This window comes from Streptomyces sp. NPDC090106, assembly GCF_044747265.1.
GTDB lineage: Bacteria > Actinomycetota > Actinomycetes > Streptomycetales > Streptomycetaceae > Streptomyces.
In genome coordinates this window covers 117,131-135,993 of sequence record NZ_JBIVDS010000005.1, presented here as the reverse complement: position 1 = coordinate 135,993, position 18,863 = coordinate 117,131, and the positions used below count along the sequence as shown (strand labels likewise).

Genomic DNA, 18,863 nt, shown 5'->3' with positions numbered 1-18,863 from the left:
CCGCCGGCTTTCGGGCCTACGCCCCGTAGAACAGGGTCTCCACCACGCCCCGCGCCCTGCGCCCGGTGCGCCGGTAGGCGTCGAGCATGTCGCCCGCGTGACCGGGCCCGTATCCCAAGTACCGTCCCACGGCGGCCAGTTCACGTGCCTCGGTGGGGAAGGTGTCCCCGGCCCGGCCGCGGACGAGCATCACGGCGTTGCGGACGCGGGTGGCGAGGAGCCAGGCCTCGTCGAGTATGGCGGCGTCCTCGGCGCCGATGAGTCCGGCGGCGCAGGCGGCGGCGAGGGCCTCACGGGTCCGGGTGGTGCGCAGACCGGGTTCGGCCCAGCCGTGCTGCAACTGGAGGAGCTGCACGGTCCATTCGACGTCGGAGAGTCCGCCGGGCCCCAGCTTGGTGTGCAGCTTGGGGTCGGCGCCGCGCGGCATCCGCTCGGACTCCATCCGGGCCTTCAGCCGCCGGATCTCCCGTACGGCGTCCTCGCCGAGCCCCTCCGCCGGGTAGCGCAGCGGGTCGATCAGCTCGATGAAACGGCGGCCGAGGTCCTCGTCGCCGGCGACGACCTCGGCGCGCAGCAGCGCCTGCGACTCCCAGACCAGCGACCAGCGGCGGTAGTAGGCCTCGTAGGAGTTCAACGTCCGTACGAGCGGGCCGGACTTGCCCTCGGGGCGCAGGTCGGCGTCGATGAGGAGCGGCGGATCGGCGCTCGGGATCTGGAGCAGGCGGCGCATCTCGGCGACGACCTTGTTGGCGGCCTCGGCGGCGGACTGCTCCGGCACACCGGCGCGCGGTTCGTGCACGAACAGGACGTCGGCGTCGGAGCCGTAGCCCAGTTCGTGGCCGCCGAAGCGGCCCATGCCGATGACGGTGAACCGGGTGGGCAGGGTGTCGCCCCAGGTGTCCCGGACGACCGCGCGCAGGGTTCCGGCGAGGGTCGCGGCGTTGAGGTCGGAGACGGCGCCGCCGACCCGCTCCACCAGGGCGCCCTGGTCGGCCTCGGCGGGCTGGGTCTCGGTGCCGTAGGAACCGATGATGTCCGCGGCGGCGGTGCGGAACAGCTCACGGCGGCGCACCCCGCGGGCGGCGGTGACGGCCTGTTCGGCGCCGTCGGCGCGGCTGACCGCGGCGATGGTCTCCTGCTCCAGGGCGGCCCGGCCGCGGGGTTCCAGGCCCCGGTCGTCGCCGAGCAGCGCGACGGCCTCGGGGGCGCGCATCAGCAGGTCGGGGGCGAGGCGTCCGGCGGACAGCACCCGGGCGAGGTTCTCGGCGGCGGCGCCCTCGTCGCGCAACAGCCGCAGATACCAGGGGGTCTTGCCCAACGCGTCGCTCACCTTGCGGAAGTTGAGCAGTCCGGCGTCCGGGTCGGCGGAGTCGGCGAACCAGCCCAGCAGCACGGGAAGGAGGGTGCGCTGGATCGCGGCCTTGCGGCTGACGCCCGAGGCGAGCGCCTCCAGGTGGCGCAGGGCGGCGGCCGGATCGGCGTACCCGAGCGCGACGAGCCGCTCCCGGGCCGCCCCCGCGCTCAACCGGGCCTCGCCGGGCGCGAGTTGGGCGACGGCGTCGAGCAGCGGCCGGTAGAACAGCTTCTCGTGCAGCCGTCGTACGACACCGGCGTGCCGCTTCCACTCGCGCTGGAGGTCGACGACCGGGTCCGCCCTGAGGCCCAGCGACCGTCCGATCCGGCGCAGATCGGCGTCGTCCTCGGGGACGAGGTGGGTGCGGCGCAGCCGGAACAGCTGGATGCGGTGTTCCATGGAGCGCAGGAAGCGGTAGGCCTCGTCGAGCTGGGAGGCGTCGGCGCGGCCGACGTACCCGCCCGCGGCGAGGGCCTGGAGGGCGTCGAGGGTGGTGCCGCTGCGCAGCGAGGCGTCGTGCTTGCCGTGCACCAACTGGAGGAGCTGGACGGCGAACTCGACGTCCCGCAGGCCGCCGGGGCCCAGCTTGAGCTGGCGGTCGACCTCGGCGACGGGGATGTTCTCGATGACCCTGCGCCGCATCTTCTGCACGTCGGCGACGAAGTTCTCCCGCTCGGCGGCCTTCCACACGAGGGGTTCGAGGGCGGTGACGTACTCCTCCCCCAGGTCGAGGTCCCCGGCGACGGGGCGGGCCTTGAGGAGGGCCTGGAACTCCCAGGTCTTGGCCCACCGCTGGTAGTAGGCGAGATGGGAGGAGAGGGTCCGCACGAGCGGGCCGTTCCTGCCCTCGGGGCGGAGGTTGGCGTCGACGGGCCAGATGGAGCCCTCGACGGTCGTCTCGGAGCAGATCCGCATCATGTGCGAGGCGAGCGCCGTCGCGGCGCGCAGCGCCTTCTGCTCGTCGGCCCCGTCGGCGGCCTCCCCGACGAAGATGACGTCGACGTCGGAGACGTAGTTCAGCTCGTGGCCGCCGCACTTGCCCATCGCGATGACCGCGAGCCGGCACGCGGCCGCGTCCGCGGGGGCGGCGGCCCGGGCGAGCGCGAGGGCCGCGCGCAGGGTGGCGGTGGCGAGGTCGGCGAGTTCCGCGGCGGTCTCGGCGAGGTCGGTCGTGCCGCACACGTCCCGCGCGGCGATCGACAGCAGGCACCGCCGGTAGGCGACGCGCAGCGCGACCGGGTCGGCGGCCTCGGCGAGCCCGCGCTCGAACTCCTCCACGCCGGGGTGCAGGTCCCGGGGCTCGTACATGGCGAGTGCCTGCCAGTCGCGCGGGTGGCGGGCCAGGTGCTCGGCGAGCGCGGTGGAGGCGCCGAGCACCCCGAGCAGCCGGTCGCGCAGCGGCTTGGCCGCTATGACCGTGTCGAGGAGTTCCCGGTCGGGCTGGGCCTCCAGGAGGTGGACGAGTCCGTCCAGGGCGAGGTCGGGGTCGGCGGTGGCCCCGAGGGCCTCCAGGAGCACCGGGTCGTCGCGGACGGCGCTCAGCTCCGGGCTCTCCAGCAGCCGCTCGGCCGCCGAGGGGTCGGTGAACCCGTGCCGCAGCAGCCGCGAGAAGGTACTGCTCCTGCGCCCCGGCGCCGTCATCCTCGGCCCTCCCGTCCGATCAAGGTCGTACGGCCACGAGCCTAACCGCAGACGCCGCGGTCGGCGCCGGGGCGCGGGCCCGGTTTCGGCGGGGCGTTTCTCGCTCTCTCGGTGGCGCCGGGCACGGTTTTCGGCTTCGGTGAGGGGGGAGCCGTCCGGCCGTACGCGGGGGCGGCCCCGAGCGCCGACGTACCGACATGCCGACGTAGACAAGGGAGTCACGCCATGGACATGAGCCTCGAAGTGGTCCTGCTGCCGGTGACGGACGTGGACCGTGCCAAGGCCTTCTACGAGGACAAGGTCGGCTTCCACGTCGATCTCGACGGGGAGGTGATGGAGGGCGTCCGGATCTGTCAGCTCACCCCGCCCGGCTCCGGCTGTTCCATCGCCCTGGTCGACGGCCTCCAGATCCCCACCGGCGCCCCGCAGCCCGGCACCTACCACGGCCTCCAGCTGTGCGTCACCGACGCCAAGGCGGCCTACGAGGAGCTGACCGCCCGCGGCCTGGACGTGAGCGAGCCGGTCCGGTTCGCCCCGCAGGACGGCGCCACGTTCATGTACTTCAAGGACCCCGACGGCAACGGCTGGGCCATCCAGGAGTACAAGCGCCGCGAAACAGAACCCCTCCACCAGGTCCTGGCCCAGCAGGCGGGGCAGTGACGGCCTCCGGCTGAGGCTCGGGGAAGGGGAAGGGGGCCGGGCGGATCACCGCCCGGCCCCCTTCCCCGTCACGTCACGTCACGTCACGTCACGTCACGTCACGTCACGTCACCGTCGTGTCATCGGCCCCGTCGTGGTCCCGTCCCGTCACTGCTCATCGATTCGCTGCTCGTCGAACCGGGCCAGATCCCGGAGCCAGGCTGCCGCCGAGCTGTCCGACGGGGCCCGCCAGTCGCCGCGCGGGGAGAGGGAGCCGCCCGCGGAGACCTTCGGGCCGTTGGGCATGGCGGAGCGCTTGAACTGGGCGAAGCCGAAGAAGCGGCGGCAGAAGACCTCCAGCCAGCGGCGGATCTCCGGGAGATCGTAGGCGCCGCGCTTGGCCTCGGGGAAGCCGGGGGGCCAGGCGCCGGCCTCCTGGTCGTGCCAGGCGTGCCAGGCCAGGAAGGCGATCTTCGAGGGGCGGAAGCCGTGGCGCAGGACGTGGAAGAGCGTGAAGTCGTGCAGGGCGTAGGGGCCGATCTTCGACTCCGTCGACTGCATCTCCTCGCCGGGGACCAGCTCCGGGCTGATCTCCGTGTCGAGGATCGCGGCCAGCGTCTTGCCGGTGTCGTCGCCGAACTGGCCGCTGCTGATGACCCAGCGGATGAGGTGCTGGATCAGCGTCTTGGGGACGCCGCCGTTGACGTTGTAGTGGCTCATCTGGTCGCCGACGCCGTACGTGGACCAGCCGAGCGCCAGCTCGGAGAGGTCGCCGGTGCCGAGGACGATGCCGCCGCGCTGGTTGGCGAGCCGGAACAGGTAGTCCGTGCGCAGACCCGCCTGGACGTTCTCGAAGGTGACGTCGTACTGCGGCTCGCCGGCCGCGAAGGGGTGGTCCATCTCCTGGAGCATCAGCCGTGCCGTGGGCGTGATGTCCAGCTCGGCGGCGGTCACGCCGAGGGAGTTCATCAGCTTGTGGGCGTTGTCCTTGGTGTGGTCGCTGGTGGCGAAGCCGGGCAGCGTCCAGGCGAGGATGTCGCTGCGCGGGCGCCCGGCCCGGTCCATCGCGCGGGCGGCGACGATCAGCGCGTGCGTGGAGTCCAGGCCGCCGGAGACCCCGATGACGACCTTGGGCCCGCCGATCGCGGCGAGCCGCTGCTGGAGGCCCTCGACCTGGATGTTGTACGCCTCGTAGCAGTCCTGGGCGAGCCGTTCGGCGTCGGCCGGCACGAACGGGAAGCGTTCCAGGCGGCGGCGCAGGCCCAGGTCGGTCGTCGGCGGGGCAAGTTCGAAGCCGACCGTGCGGAAGTCACCGGTGCGGGTGCCGTGGGTGCGGCGGTTGTCGTCGAAGGTGCCCATCCGCTGCCGTTCCTGGCGCAGCAGGTCGAGGTCGACGTCGGCGACGGCGTACTCGTCGCCGAGCGGGAAGCGCTCGGTCTCGGCGAGCAGGGCGCCGTTCTCGTAGATCATCGTCTGTCCGTCCCAGGACAGGTCGGTCGTCGACTCCCCCAGCCCGGCCGCCGCGTAGACGTACGCGGCCAGGCAGCGCGCGGACGCCGACCGGCACAGCAGCTTGCGGTCCTCGGCACGGCCGACCGTGATGGGGCTGCCGGAGAGGTTGAGCAGGACCGTCGCGCCCGCGAGGGCCGCCTCCGCGCTCGGCGGCACCGGCACCCACATGTCCTCGCAGATCTCCGCGTACAGGACGAGCCCGGGGACGTCGTCGGCCGCGAACAGGAGGTCCACGCCGAAGGGGACGTCCGCGCCGCCGACGCGGATGGTGCCGCCGCGCTCGTCGGCGCCGTCGGCGATCTGCCGGCGTTCGTAGAACTCGCGGTAGTTCGGCGGGTACGACTTGGGCACCACGCCGAGGATCCGGCCGCGGTGGACGATCACCGCGCAGTTGTAGATCCGGTTGCGGTGCCGCAGCGGGGCGCCGACGACCAGCACCGGCAGCAGGTCGGCCGACCCGGCGACGACGTCCGCGAGGGCCGTCTCGACCTCGTCGAGGAGGACGTCCTGGAGCAGCAGGTCCTCGATCGAGTAGCCGCACAGGACCATCTCGGGGAAGACCGCGACCGCGACGCCGTCCTCGGCGCACCGCCGCGCGTGCCGCAGCACCGCCCCGGCGTTGGCGGGCGGGTCCGCGATGACGGTGTGGCCGGTGCACGCGGCGACGCGCGCGAAGCCGTGCTGGTAGAGCGACCGGAAGTTCAACGGAGTCGGAGGCACGGGATCAGTCTAATCACAGTAATCGTCAGAGCGACGCGATGGGGCGCGGAGCGATCACGCCCCGCGCCCCGTACGACAGCGGCACGTCCCCGCTGACGCCGCCGCCGGTCTACTTGCGGCGGTACGACTCCACGTAGCCGTTCGCGGGGGTGCCCACGCCGGTCACGTCGTCGTAGCCCTTCACGGCGGACAGGGAGCTGTCCTTGCCGAGCGAGCGCACGGACGTGGTGAGACCGTCCGTGGCGTCGTAGCCGTTGACGAAGTCGACGCGTGCCACGGCCAGGCCCTTGCCGGTCGGGGTGTCCGTCACGTCGTGGTACGCCTTCGACCCGTACTTGGCGTAGATCGCCGGGTTGGCGAAGCCGATCGCCTTGCCGCCGCGCGCCTCCTGGGCGAGGGCCTGGACGGCGGCGATGACCGGCGCGGCGAGCGAGGTGCCGCCGATGCGGTACTCGCTGTACTGCTCGGTGCCGTCCGGGAAGGTCTGCGTCTGGCCGACCTTGAAGCCGGTGTTGGGGTCGGCGATCGCGGAGATGTCCGGGACGACACGGTTGCCGGCGGCATTGTTCGCCTTGGCGAGCGCGTCGGGGACGACACCCCTCTGGTAGGAGGGCTCGGCGACGGTGGCGCTGGTGCCGCCGCCCGCGCCGGAGGTGAACGCGCCGGGGAAGTTCGTCCAGGACGTGCCGTCGGCGGACAGGGTCGCCTTCTCGGTGCCCCAGCCGGTCTCCCACAGGTACGTGTCGCCCTTGCCGACGGCGAGCGAGGTGCCGCCGACCGCCGTCACCCAGGCCGAGTTGGCCGGGGTGTCGACCTGCTTGGTACCGGTGTTGGCGACCTCGTCGCCGTTGTCGCCGGAGGAGAAGTAGAAGCCGATGCCCTCGACGGCGCCGAACTGGAACACCTGGTCGTAGGCGGCGGCGAGGTCGGGCGTCTGGTTGGCCTCGATGTCGCCCCAGGAGTTGGAGACGATGTCGGCGAGGTGCTTGTCGACGATCTTGCTGAGCGAGTCGAGCAGGTCGTCGTCGTAGCAGGACGCGGCGCCCACGTAGGTGACGTTCGCGGCGGGCGCGACGGCGTGCACGGCCTCGACGTCGAGGGTCTCCTCGCCGTACCAGCCGGAGGCGTCGCACTCCTCGGTCCTCGTGTACTTCTTCGGCAGGACCTGGCTCAACTGGCCGGTCTTCCAGGCGGCGTCGCCGTGCTTCTTCGCGTAGGTCTGCGCGTCGTAGGCGATCGTCGGCGAGGCGTACGCGTCGGTGATGGCGACGCGCACCCCCTTGCCGGTGCGCGTGCCCGCGCCGTACGCGGCCCGCAGCTGCTTGCCGGTGTACCCCTCGACGGCGTACGGGATCTTGCCGCCGTAGGCGTCGGGCAGGGTGCTCGCCGTCTTGGAGCCGTAGTACGACGAGAACGGCCCGGAGTTCTTGAACAGCCCGGTGGGGCCGGGCAGTTGGTCGTCGTGGCTCGCCTTGTGCGGGGCGTTGTCCAGGCCGGTGACGGTCAGCACGGCACCGTCGAGCCCGGCGGGCGCGGAGGCCGTCCTCGCGGGGGCGCGGTAGGTCTTGGCGCCCTTCGCGTAGTTGTGCAGGGACGTGCCGAACGCCTTCTCGGCGGCGGCCACTTCACCGGTGACCGAGACGTAGTGCGCGGTGACGCCGGTGACGGTCAGACCCGCCGAGCGCAGCCAGGACTTCACGGCGGAAACCTGCGCGGCGGTGGCGCCGTAGCGCTTCTGGGCCTGCGCGGCGGTGAGGTACTTGCCGTACGACGGCGAGGCCGGGTCGGACACGGCCTTGGCGTACGCGGCGAGACCGGAGGCGTCCCGGCCGGCGAGGTAGACCCGGGCGGAGACCTGCGAACTGTCCGCGGTGGCACCCTTGTCGGCCTTGGCCGTGGCCCAGGCGGGCCGGGTCCCGGCCAGCGTGTCCCGGGCCGGGGAGTCCGCGGCGTGGGCCGCGGGTATACCGAGCACCAGCGCGCCGGCGAGCATGGGCAGTGTCGCTGCCAGGCTCGTGGCGGCGCGCGTTCTGGCGCGGTTCGTGCTCATGGAACCCCCTGTTTTGCGGTTCGTGGTGAGTGGATCACTCGGGGCCACTCTTTCGGCGAACCGTTCATGCAAGGGGAATGCGCATGCCAAGAGGGGGCCAATTAACCTAATGGCGAGGCCATTTCGGTGTGGCCGGATCATGAACGCGGTGTCGCGCCCCGCTCCTTCAGCATGTCCGCCATCAGGTCGATCTCGGACTCCTGCGCGTCGACCATGCCCTGCGCGATCCGCTTCTCCACGGTGACCGTGCACCGGGACACACAGCCCTCGGCCATGTGGACCCCGCCCTTGTGATGGTCGGTCATCAACTGGAGATAGAAGATCTCGGCCTGCTTGCCGCTCAGCGACTCCAGCTTCCTCAGCTCGGTGTTGGTGGCCATGCCCGGCATGAGGGCGCCGTCTTTCCCGTCGGCCATTCCGGCCATGCCCATCCAGGTCATCGGCTCGTCGGAGGACACCTTCGGCAGCCCCCACAGATCGAGCCAGCCGAGCAGCATGCCGCGCTGGTTGGCCTGTGTCTGCGCGATGTCGTAGGCGAGCCGGCGGACGTCCTCGTCCGTCGTCCGGTCGCGGACGATGAACGACATCTCCACGGCCTGCTGGTGATGCACCGCCATGTCCCGCGCGAAGCCGGCGTCGGCGGAGTCGGCGGCCGGGGTGCCGGCCGCCGGGCCGTCCCCGTCGGCGACGGCGTAGGTGACCGCGCCGGCCGCGACGAGCACGGCCGCCGCGGCCCCGGCGATCCATCCGGTCCTCTGGTTCACTGTGCCGTCCCGCTCACTGTGCCGTCCCGGTCACTGCATCTTCCCGCCGGTGCAGGAGGCGCCCGGTTCGGGGGTCTGCTCGCCCTGGACGTACGTCTCGAAGAACGTGGCCACGTCCGGGTCGTCCGCGCCGGTCACCGTCCGCTGGTGGCCCCAGGCCGACAGCACGATCGGGGCGTCCTGGTCCTCGTAGGGACTCATCAGCGTGTACGGCGTCTTCTTGACCTTCGCGGCGAGCGCGTCGACGTCCGCCTTCTTCGCCTTGCTGGTGTACGTCACCCAGACCGCGCCGTGCTCCAGCGAGTGCACGGCGTTCTCGTTCGCCACCTCGTCGGTGTACACGTTGCCGTTGCAGTTGAGCCAGACCGCGTTGTGGTCACCGCCGACCGGGGGCGACATCGGGTACGACACGGACTTGGTGACATGGGTCTGGGTGAGCTTCGCCGACCAGGTCTTCACCCCGTCCGAGCCCGTCTTCCAGTGCCCGGCGCCCTTGGAGTCGGAGGCGCTGGTGCTGTCGTCACCCTGGTTCTGGACGACCACGACGGCGCCGACCGCGAGAGCGGCCACCACGACCACGCTCGCCGCGATCGTCAGGATCCGGTTGCGGCGCTCGCGGGCCTGTTCGGCACGCCGCATCTCCGCTATGCGCGCCTTGCGCTCTGCGGAGTCCTTGTTCTTGGCGGAGCCCATGTGTGTCCTTCTGGGGAAAGGGGGGCGGTCGGGACGTCGTGCGGGTCCGCTGATCGTAGTGGGAGCGGGCCACGGGCGGGGCGAGGGGGCGTGCGCAGGGGCCGGGGGGAAACGATTTTTTGAACCGTGGATGCGCATTATCTACGCTTCGTGTCATGCGGCTTCTGCGCTCCACCGACCTGGCATTGCGGATCCTCATGCGCCTGGCCGTCGAGTCCGGGGCGACCCCGGCCACCCGTCAGGTCGCCGCCGACATGGACGTGCCGTACACGCACGCGGCGAAGGTCGTCGCCGAGCTCCAGCACCTCGGCCTGGTCGACGCCCGGCGCGGCCGGGGCGGCGGCCTCTCCCTCAGCGCGCAGGGGCGCACGGCGTCCGTCGGGGCGGTCGTGCGCGCCTTCGAGGGCGACGGCGAGGTCGTCGAGTGCGAGGGCGACACCCCGTGCCCCCTGCACACCGGCTGCCGGCTGCGCGGCGCCCTGCGCCGGGCCCAGGAGGCGTTCTACGCCTCGCTGGACCCCCTGACGATCGCCGACGTGACGAGCAGCCCGACGGGCCCGCTCCTCCTGGAGATCGGCAGGCACCGCCCCTAGGGCGAGAGCGCCCTAGGACGGGTGCGCCCCAGGTCGGGTCCGCTCAGCTCTCCCGCGCCAGCCAGAGGTCCGGGCCGAACACCTCGTAGTGGATGGCGGACGGGGCCACTCCCCGGGCGATCAGCGCCGTGCGGACCGAGCGCATGAAGGGCAGCGGGCCGCACAGGTACGCGCGCGTGCCGGGTGCGAGGGGGACGCCTTCGAGGTCGACGAGGCCGGCGCGGGTCCCCTGGGGCGCCTCGCGCTCGTACCAGAGGTGCAGCTCCGCGTCCGCGAGTTTGCGGACATAGGTCTCCTGGTCGGCGCGCAGGGCGTGGTCGGCCGGGGAGCGGTCGCCGTGGACGACGGTGACCGGGGCACGGTGGCCGCGTCCGGCGAGGTCGGCCAGCATCGCGACCATCGGGGTGACACCGATGCCGGCGGAGGCGAGGAGGAGCGGGGCGGAGCCGTCCGCGCCGTCCAGGACGAGATCGCCGTACGGCTCGGAGAGTTCGAGGACGTCGCCCTCGCGCACGCGCGCGTGAAGGTGTGCGGAGACCTCGCCCTGCGGGCCGGGGCCCCCGTCGACCCGCTTGACGCTGATCTGGCGCACCGTGGAGCCGGGGGCGCCGCTGAGGCTGTACTGCCGGATCTGCCGGGCGCCGTCGGGGAGCCGCACGCCGACGGAGACGTACTGTCCGGCGCGGAAGTCGCGCACCGGGCCCCGGTCGGCGGGGCGGAGCCTGAGGGTGACGACGTCGGCGGTCTCGGGGACGCGTTCGACGACCTCCCAGTCGCGCCAGGCGTGGCCGCCGCTCTCGTCGTACAGCCGCTTCTCCAGGGCGATCAGGGCGTTCGCCATCAGCCAGTAGACCTCGTCCCAGGCCGCGGCGACCTCCGGGGTGACCGCCTCGCCGAGGACGTCCGCGATCGCCGCGAAGAGGTGCTCGTGGACGACGTCGTACTGCGCGGCGGTGACACCGAGGGAGGCGTGCTTGTGGGCGATGCGGGCGAGCATCGCGTCGGGGCGGTCGTCCGGGCGGTCCACCAGGTGGGTCGCGAAGGCGGCGATCGAGCCCGCGAGGGCCTGGCGCTGGGTGCCGGCGGCCTGGTTGCCGCGGTTGAACAGATCGCGCAGCAGTTCGGGGTGGGCGGCGAACAGGCCGGTGTAGAAGCGTTCGGTGATCTCGCCTATCGCCGCGCCGACGACGGGCAGCGTGGCGCGGACGGTGGCGGCGGACTGCTCGGACAGCATGCGGGCTCCTCGGGGAACGGTGGCGTGTCTGCCTCCATTAAAACTTGCATCCGAGATACCAATTAAGCCGGGGGCAGGTTAGCCGCGTCACACACGGCCCGATCGCGTCCGGCCGGATCACATACGACCGGCGCACGGTCCGGGCGTTACGGATGCCGGTGCGAACAGGCAAGATGGGCGACACAGCGGTACACCTGCCGTACGTGAGGCGTTCAGCCAGGGGTCGGCCCGTCGATCATGGTGCGCAACACGCATGAAATGGTGTTGTGGTGGGATGCTCAGGTGCCCGACCGTCTCTCACGGGACCGGAGGCAGGCGGCCTGACCAGCAAGGATGGGGAAGCGGAAGATGGACAAGCAGCAGGAGTTCGTGCTCCGGACGTTGGAGGAGCGCGACATCCGGTTCGTACGCCTGTGGTTCACGGACGTGCTGGGCTTCCTCAAGTCCGTCGCCGTGGCCCCGGCCGAACTGGAGCAGGCCTTCGACGAGGGCATCGGCTTCGACGGCTCGGCGATCGAGGGCTTCGCCCGGGTCTACGAGTCGGACATGATCGCCAAGCCCGACCCGTCGACGTTCCAGATCCTCCCGTGGCGCGCCGAGGCCCCCGGTACGGCCCGGATGTTCTGCGACATCCTGATGCCGGACGGCTCGCCGTCCTTCGCGGACCCGCGCTACGTCCTCAAGCGCGCGCTGGCCCGCACCTCCGACCTGGGCTTCACCTTCTACACCCACCCGGAGATCGAGTTCTTCCTCCTGAAGGACAAGCCGCTGGACGGCTCGCGCCCGACCCCGGCCGACAACTCCGGCTACTTCGACCACACCCCGCAGAACATCGGCATGGACTTCCGCCGCCAGGCGATCACCATGCTGGAGTCGATGGGCATCTCGGTCGAGTTCTCGCACCACGAGGGCGCCCCCGGCCAGCAGGAGATCGACCTGCGCTACGCCGACGCCCTGTCCACGGCGGACAACATCATGACGTTCCGCCTGGTCATGAAGCAGGTGGCGCTGGAGCAGGGCGTGCAGGCGACGTTCATGCCGAAGCCGTTCTCGGAGTACCCGGGCTCGGGCATGCACACGCACCTCTCCCTCTTCGAGGGCGACCGCAACGCGTTCTACGAGTCCGGCGCCGAGTTCCAGCTCTCCAAGGTGGGCCGCTCCTTCATCGCCGGTCTGCTGAAGCACTCGGCGGAGATCTCCGCGATCACCAACCAGTGGGTGAACTCCTACAAGCGCATCTGGGGCGGCTCCGAGCGCACGGCGGGTGCCGGCGGCGAGGCCCCGTCCTACATCTGCTGGGGCCACAACAACCGCTCCGCGCTGGTCCGCGTCCCGATGTACAAGCCCGGCAAGACCGGCTCGGCCCGTATCGAGGTGCGGTCCATCGACTCCGGCGCCAACCCGTACCTGGCGTACGCGGTGCTGCTGGCGGCCGGCCTCAAGGGCATCGAGGAGGGCTACGAGCTCCCGCCGGGCGCCGAGGACGACGTCTGGGCCCTGTCCGACGCCGAGCGCCGCGCGATGGGCATCGAGCCCCTCCCCCAGAACCTAGGCGAGGCGCTCACCCTCATGGAGCGCAGCGACCTCGTGGCGGAGACGCTGGGCGAGCACGTCTTCGACTTCTTCCTGCGCAACAAGCGCCAGGAGTGGGAGGAGTACCGCTCCGAGGTGACGGCCTTCGAGCTGCGGAAGAACCTGCCGGTGCTGTAGGGGCGGGTCGGGGCGGGTTTCCCGCGGACGAGACAGGTGGGGCCGGCGGTCGTGACCGCCGGCCCCTCGTCGTGCCGGTCCCCGTGGGCCCCGCCTGGGCCGTCCCGCGCTACCTGGTCGAGTGCACCCGCGTGAAGGACATCCAGTCGTGCAGGGTGCGGTGGGTCGGCAGGAGCACGAGGAACAGGCCGCCGAACACCACCCATTGGGCCACGTCGACAGCCACGGGGTAGTCGCTGCGGCCCGCGAGCGCGTACGTCCAGGCGACCACGAGGACCGCCATCGGGACCCCTATGATCACGCCCGACCTGATCAGCGCGCACACGATCCCGGGCCGGGCGCCGTCGAAGCGCTCGACGCGCAGTCCGAGGGCCGCCTTGCCGAGGGTGCGGCCGAACAGGGCGTGCGCGAACCAGTCGTAGAAGAGCCAGAGCGCGAGGGCGAACACCATCAGGCCGACGGCGATGGTGCCGATCGTCTCGCCGATCGCCGTCGCCGAGTCCGCCAGGCTCTCCTTGACCACCTTGCCGTCCAGGCCGGACGAGACGATCTCCACGCCCTCGCGCCGGGCCAGCGTGCGGACCCGGTTGCCGAGCGCCACCTCCATGAGCGGCAGCGCCGCCCATCCCAGCATCACCGTCGGCAGCGCGACGACGAACCCGTCCACCGTCCGCGCCCCGAACCGTCTCACCATGTACCCCGCCATACCGTCCCCCTCCAGGTCAACCGGGGAGACATGATGACCGGCCGGACGGGCGGCGGCACGACATGAGCGGAATGAATCATGCCGTCTGTGGACGTCGTGTGGACGAAACGCGTAGACGGTGATCAGCCCGTCCGCACGACGCCGGGCGTGCGGCCCGCTCCGCTCAGCGGCCCACGCCCTGCGGGACCTGCGGCATGCCGCCCGCGACCACCCGCTCGTGACCGGCGGCAGGGACGGCCCGGCGGCGTCGGTCCACGGTGTACGCCGCCCCGGCGACGCCCAGGCCCAGCACCGCCAGCGCCGCTCCCGCGAGCGCCGGGGACGTCGTACCGAGGCCCGCCGCGAGGGCGAGGCCGCCGATCCAGGCGCCGCCCGCGTTGGCGAGGTTGAAGGCGGCCTGGTTGGCGGAGGAGGCCAGCGAGGGGGCCGAGGAGGCCTTCTCCATGACCATGAGCTGGAGCGGGGAGCCCGTGACGAACGCCGCCGTGCCCAGCAGGACGACCGCCGCCGCCGCGCTCCACTGGGCGCTCATGAGCAGCGGGAAGGCGCCGAGGACCACGACGAGGGACGCCAGGCCGCCGAAGAGCGTGCCGCGCAGGGAGTGGTCGGCGAGCCGCCCGCCCAGCAGGTTGCCCACCGTCGCCCCGACCCCGAAGAGCGCGAGCAGCACGGTCACGGTCCCGGCGCCGTACCCGGCGGCGTCCGTGAGCATCGGCGTGATGTAGCTGTACGCGGAGAACAGCGCGCCGAAGCCCGCGACGGTCGTGCCGAGGGCCAGCCAGACCGGCAGGGACCGCAGGGCGGCCAGTTCGCCGCGCAGCCCGCCGCCCGTCGGCGCCACTGCCCTGTCGTGCGGGATCAGCAGCGCCAGCGTCGCGATCGCCGCGAGGCCGATCGCGCTGACACCGAGGAAGGCGGCCCGCCAGCCCAGGTGCTGGCCCACGAGCGTGGCGGCCGGCACCCCGGCGACGTTCGCGACGGTGAGGCCGAGGAACATCAGCGACACCGACCGGGCCCTGCGCTCCGGCGCGGCCAGCTGCGTGGCGACGACCGCGCCGACCCCGAAGAAGGCACCGTGCGGGAGGCCGCTGACGAAACGGGCGGCGAGGAGCCACCCGTGGCCGGGCGCGAACGCGGAGGCCGCGTTGCCCGCGATGAACAGCGCCATCAGCCCGATCAGGACCGTGCGGCGGGACATCCGTGCGGTGAGCGCCGCGAGCAGCGGCGCGCCGATGACCACGCCGAGCGCGTACGCCGAGACGAGATGGCCGGCGGTGGGGACGGAGATGCCGAGGTCGTCCGCGACGTCGGGCAGCAGGCCCATCATCACGAACTCGGTGGTGCCTATTCCGAAAGCGCCGACGGCCAGGGCGAGCAGGGCCAGGGGCATGGAGGTGCCAGTGCCTTTCGAGGAGGAGGGAGGATCGGATCCGCAGCGAAGAGCCGGCCGGGGGCCACGCTCTAAGTTCAGCTACGGAACAAATCCTCTCACGCCCCGCATTCCCCTAGGTCAGGACAACCTGTCGAACGAGCGTGAGTCCCGCCTCACTCCGAGGTCCCGGAGAGCTTCACCCGGGCCGCCACCGGCAGGTGGTCGCTCCCCGTCTGCGGCAGGGTCCACGACGTCACCGGCTCGGCGCCCCTGACCAGGATCTGGTCGATGCGCGCCAGCGGGAACGAGGCCGGCCAGCTGAACCCGAAGCCGCTGCCCGCCGCCCCCTGCGTGGAGCGCATCTGCGCGGTGACGGCGTTGAGCGCGCGGTCGTTCATCGTGCCGTTCAGGTCGCCGAGCAGGACGACGTCGGCGAGCGGCTCGTCCGCGATGGCCTCGCCGAGCGCGTCGGCGCTCTTGTCGCGCTGCCGGGCCGTGAACCCGGCCTCCATCTTGACCCGCACCGACGGCAGGTGGGCGACGTAGACGGCGACCTTCCCGGCGGGCGCGGTCACCGTGGCCCGCATGGCGCGGGTCCAGCCCAGCTTGATGCCGACGGGCTTCACCCCGCTCAGCGGGTACTTGCTCCACAGCCCGACCGTGCCCTGCACCGAGTGGTACGCGTACGTGGCCGCGAGCGCCTTCTCGTACGTCGGCACGGCCGTCGCCGTCAGTTCCTCCAGGGCCACCACGTCCGCGCCGGAGGCGGCCACGTCACGGGCGGTGCCGGAGGGGTCGGGGTTGTCGGCGTTGACGTTGTGCGTGGCGACGGTCAGGTCGCCGCCGGAGCCGGTCTTGTCGGTGAGCAGACCGCCGAACAGGTTCAGCCAGACGACCGCCGGGAGGACGACCGCGATCAGGGCCGTCGCGGACCGCCGTACGAGCCCCAGGACCAGCAGCACCGGCACGAACAGGCCCAGCCACGGCAGGAAGGTCTCCGTGAGGCTGCCGAGGTTGCCGATCGCGTTCGGGATGCGCGAGTGCAGCAGCATGATCAGGGCGAGGACCACCGCGACGGCGGCGAGGATCAGCCCCCGGCGCCAGATGCGCGGGTCCCCGCGCCATCCCCCGGTCAGTCTGTCCAGCAGGCGTCGGACCCGGGAGTCCCGGCGCTCGGGTCCCGAGCCACCGTTGTCCGTCTCCTCCAGGTACGCCTGCTGCGCCATACGCCGTCGCCTCACTGCCTGCCGTGCATCCGTCCGTCCCCTGCTGCCACAACGACCCTAGGGGATGATCCGGTCCGTTCACGCCGTCCCATGACGGCCGTACCCGGACGAGGACGAACAACTGGGCGTCCGGAGTTCCGAACACGCGCGGCGAAAGCGCCCTCTGTGACGAAACGCGCACACAAGGGCTACCCGGATGTCGAACTGACGGTCGGTGAGGACACTCCCGGCCGTGGCGCCAGCCCCTCCAGCAGCGTGTCGACGATCTGTTCGGCGAGGCCGTCCGGGAGTTCGGCCTCCGGGCGCATCACGGAGCGCAGCAGCATGGGACCCACGACGATGTCGTTGAGGAGTTCGACGTCGAGGTCCGCGCGCACCTCGCCGGTGAGCTGGCCCCGGCGCAGCACCTCCAGGCCGAGTTGCCGGCGCGGGGCGACCACCAGCGCGTCGTAGGCCGCCCAGATCTTCGGGCTGGACTTCATCTGCGCGTGGACGTTGTGCAGGATCGCCGAGGAGCGGTTGGCGAGGCCGCGCTGACGCAGCGTCTCCAGCAGGACGACGAGGTCGTCGCGCAGGGAGGTGCCGGGCAGTTCCTCGGGGTCGGGGGGTTCGGCGGCGCGCACGACGTCGACGAACAGCTCCTCCTTGTCGCTCCAGCGGCGGTAGATGGCGGCCTTGCCGACACCGGCCGTGCGGGCGATGCGTTCGATGGAGAGCTCCGCGAGCGGGACGCCGTCCTCCAGCAGCTTCATCACGCCCTCGACGATGGCGCGTTCCACGGCCTCGCTGCGTGGACGGCCCCTTCTGGGGCCCGCGTGCGGTGCGCCGGCACCGGCGCCCCCTTCGGCGAGGCCCGTGTGCGGGGGACGGCCTTCGGCGAGGCTGCTGCTCACGTCTTCGGATCCCTTCTGTGTCCTTCGACGATTGTCCCCCGCGCCACTCGACCCTCCCCCGCGCCGCCCGGCCCCGGCCGGCGGGCTCACTCGGTCGTGACCAGCTCCCGGCCCTGTGCGTCCTTCTGCTCGGCGGGCTGACGGCCCGGCAGGAACAGGGCGACGACGACCGCGCCGACCAGCGCGATGCCCGCCCCGCACAGCGCGGTGACGTGCATGGCGTGCAGGAAGGCGTCGTGCGCGGGGACGACGAGTTCCTTCACGCCGAGCTTCTCGGCGACGCCGAGCGTGGCCTCGATGGACTCGCCCGCGGTGTGCCGCGCGCCGGCCGGGAGCATCCCCAGCTCGTCCTCGATCCGGCCCCGGTAGGCCGTGGAGAGCACGGAGCCGAGGACGGCGATGCCGAGCGCGCCGCCGACCTGGCGGAAGGTGTTGCTGAGCGCGGACGCCGAGCCGGCCTTCTCCCGGGGCAGGGCCTGCATGATGACGACGCTGACCGGCGTCATGATGTGCGCCATGCCGACGCCCATGAGGAAGAAGACGACCTCCAGGATCCAGATCGGGGTGTCCGCCTCGAACCCGGCGAAGGCGGCGAGGGTCGCGGCGATGATGAGCATGCCGCCGGTGGTCGTCGCCTTGTTGCCGAAGCGGTCGACGAGCAGCCGGGCGCGCGGCGCGAAGATGAGCTGGGCGACGGCCAGCGGCAGCATCAGCAGGCCGGTCTGGAGCGGCGAGTAGCCGCGCACGCTCTGGGTGTAGAAGACCGAGAAGAAGGTGACGCCCATCAGCGCGAAGAAGACCAGCGCGATGGCGGCGATGGCGGCCGAGAACACCCGGTTCTTGAAGTAGTCGACGTCGATGGACGGGTGGTCGCTGCGCTTCTCGAACACGACGAAGCCGGCGAGGACGACGACACCGGCGCCGATCGTGGCGAGCACGGCCGGGTCCGTGAAGTCGGCGAGCTGGCCGCCCTTGATGATGCCGTAGACGAGCAGGACGAGGCCCACGACGGACAGGACGACGCCGACGGGGTCGATCCGCCCGGGGTTCGGGTCGCGCGAGTCGGGCACCAGCCACACCATCAGCGCGAGGGCGATCAGCACGATCGGCACGTTGATCAGGAAGACCGAGCCCCACCAGAAGTGGTCGAGCAGGAGACCGCCGGTGATCGGCCCGATGGCGATGGCGAGCCCGACGCCGCCGGCCCAGATGCCGATGGCCTTGGGCTGCTCGTCCCGCTCGAACACGTTCATCAGGACGGCGAGCGTGGCGGGCATCACGAAGGCCGCGCCGAGGCCCATGACCGCGCGGAACGCGATGAGCTCGGTGGGCGTGCCGGAGGTCGCGGCGAGCGCGGACCCGATGCCGAACACGGCGAGGCCGCCGAGGAGCACCTTCTTGCGACCGAGCCGGTCGCCGAGCAGACCGGCGCTGAACAGCAGGCCGGCGAAGACGAGCGTGTAGGCGTTGATCGCCCACTCCAGCTCGCTCTGGGTGGCGCCGAGCCCCGTCGGCGCGGGCGTCGAGATCGTCTTGATCGCGACGTTGAGGATCGAGTTGTCGAGGACCACGATCAGCAGGCTCAGCATGAGCACGCCGAGGATCGCCCAGCGCCGCCGGTGCACGGCCTCCGGGATGCGCGGGCCGGACGCGGTACGGCCGGCGGGGTCGGCAGGAGAAGTCATACCGTCGAGCCTAGGCGTCATTCCGATACGGAACCGTCTCGTATCGGAATTCTTTACGGAGAACTTAAGAA

At 71.8% G+C, this 18,863-nt stretch carries 14 protein-coding genes; 3 read left to right on the top strand and 11 right to left on the bottom strand.

What is annotated here, in order from left to right; all coding sequences use genetic code 11:
- Positions 1–16 precede the first annotated feature (16 nt).
- Complete coding sequence (locus ACIPSE_RS17655) at positions 17–2,995, bottom strand: bifunctional [glutamine synthetase] adenylyltransferase/[glutamine synthetase]-adenylyl-L-tyrosine phosphorylase (protein WP_401663409.1); 2,979 nt, start codon at positions 2,993–2,995, stop codon at positions 17–19.
- A 225-nt stretch (positions 2,996–3,220) separates the two neighbouring features.
- Here ACIPSE_RS17655 and ACIPSE_RS17650 point away from each other — a divergent pair, with 225 nt between their 5' ends.
- Positions 3,221–3,655 carry a VOC family protein gene (locus tag ACIPSE_RS17650; protein WP_401663407.1) on the top strand — a complete coding sequence of 145 codons (435 nt, stop codon included), beginning with the start codon at positions 3,221–3,223 and terminating at the stop codon, positions 3,653–3,655.
- 147 nt (positions 3,656–3,802) lie between these two features.
- Here the strand turns inward: ACIPSE_RS17650 and ACIPSE_RS17645 are convergent, their stop codons facing one another.
- From ACIPSE_RS17645 to ACIPSE_RS17630, 4 genes are all read right to left on the bottom strand, one after another.
- A complete protein-coding gene (locus tag ACIPSE_RS17645; protein WP_401664447.1) occupies positions 3,803–5,851 on the bottom strand; it encodes an NAD(+) synthase in 2,049 nt (682 codons plus the stop codon).
- Positions 5,852–5,975: 124 nt separating this feature from the next.
- Positions 5,976–7,916 carry a protease pro-enzyme activation domain-containing protein gene (locus ACIPSE_RS17640; RefSeq protein ID WP_401663405.1) on the bottom strand — a complete coding sequence of 647 codons (1,941 nt, stop codon included), beginning with the start codon at positions 7,914–7,916 and terminating at the stop codon, positions 5,976–5,978.
- 137 nt (positions 7,917–8,053) lie between these two features.
- A complete protein-coding gene (locus tag ACIPSE_RS17635) occupies positions 8,054–8,680 on the bottom strand; it encodes a DUF305 domain-containing protein (protein ID WP_401663402.1) in 627 nt (208 codons plus the stop codon).
- Between the two features lie 30 nt (positions 8,681–8,710).
- The gene (locus ACIPSE_RS17630; protein ID WP_401663400.1) at positions 8,711–9,373 is read right to left on the bottom strand and encodes a DUF3105 domain-containing protein; all 663 of its coding nucleotides are present in this window, start codon (positions 9,371–9,373) and stop codon (positions 8,711–8,713) included.
- A 155-nt stretch (positions 9,374–9,528) separates the two neighbouring features.
- On the opposite strand from ACIPSE_RS17630, the gene ACIPSE_RS17625 reads away from it, so the two are divergent.
- Entirely contained in the window at positions 9,529–9,966 is a 438-nt protein-coding gene (locus tag ACIPSE_RS17625; protein ID WP_401663398.1) for an RrF2 family transcriptional regulator, read from the top strand.
- A 43-nt stretch (positions 9,967–10,009) separates the two neighbouring features.
- On the opposite strand, the gene ACIPSE_RS17620 is transcribed toward ACIPSE_RS17625, so the two are convergent.
- Positions 10,010–11,200, bottom strand: a complete 1,191-nt coding sequence (locus ACIPSE_RS17620) for a globin domain-containing protein (RefSeq protein WP_401663397.1) — start codon at positions 11,198–11,200, stop codon at positions 10,010–10,012.
- A 348-nt stretch (positions 11,201–11,548) separates the two neighbouring features.
- Here ACIPSE_RS17620 and glnA point away from each other — a divergent pair, with 348 nt between their 5' ends.
- Positions 11,549–12,910, top strand: a complete 1,362-nt coding sequence (glnA, locus tag ACIPSE_RS17615; protein WP_401663395.1) for a type I glutamate--ammonia ligase — start codon at positions 11,549–11,551, stop codon at positions 12,908–12,910.
- Positions 12,911–13,019: 109 nt separating this feature from the next.
- On the opposite strand, the gene ACIPSE_RS17610 is transcribed toward glnA, so the two are convergent.
- The 5 genes from ACIPSE_RS17610 to ACIPSE_RS17590 form a co-directional block, all read right to left on the bottom strand.
- A complete protein-coding gene (locus ACIPSE_RS17610) occupies positions 13,020–13,604 on the bottom strand; it encodes an RDD family protein (protein ID WP_401663392.1) in 585 nt (194 codons plus the stop codon).
- Between the two features lie 175 nt (positions 13,605–13,779).
- Entirely contained in the window at positions 13,780–15,006 is a 1,227-nt protein-coding gene (locus tag ACIPSE_RS17605; RefSeq protein WP_401663390.1) for an MFS transporter, read from the bottom strand.
- Positions 15,007–15,161: 155 nt separating this feature from the next.
- Positions 15,162–16,214 (bottom strand): endonuclease/exonuclease/phosphatase family protein, encoded by a 1,053-nt coding sequence (locus ACIPSE_RS17600; protein WP_401663387.1) that lies wholly within the window; start codon positions 16,212–16,214, stop codon positions 15,162–15,164.
- 188 nt (positions 16,215–16,402) lie between these two features.
- Positions 16,403–17,107 carry a TetR/AcrR family transcriptional regulator gene (locus ACIPSE_RS17595; protein WP_401663385.1) on the bottom strand — a complete coding sequence of 235 codons (705 nt, stop codon included), beginning with the start codon at positions 17,105–17,107 and terminating at the stop codon, positions 16,403–16,405.
- An 86-nt stretch (positions 17,108–17,193) separates the two neighbouring features.
- Entirely contained in the window at positions 17,194–18,792 is a 1,599-nt protein-coding gene (locus tag ACIPSE_RS17590) for an MFS transporter (RefSeq protein WP_401663383.1), read from the bottom strand.
- Positions 18,793–18,863 lie beyond the last annotated feature (71 nt).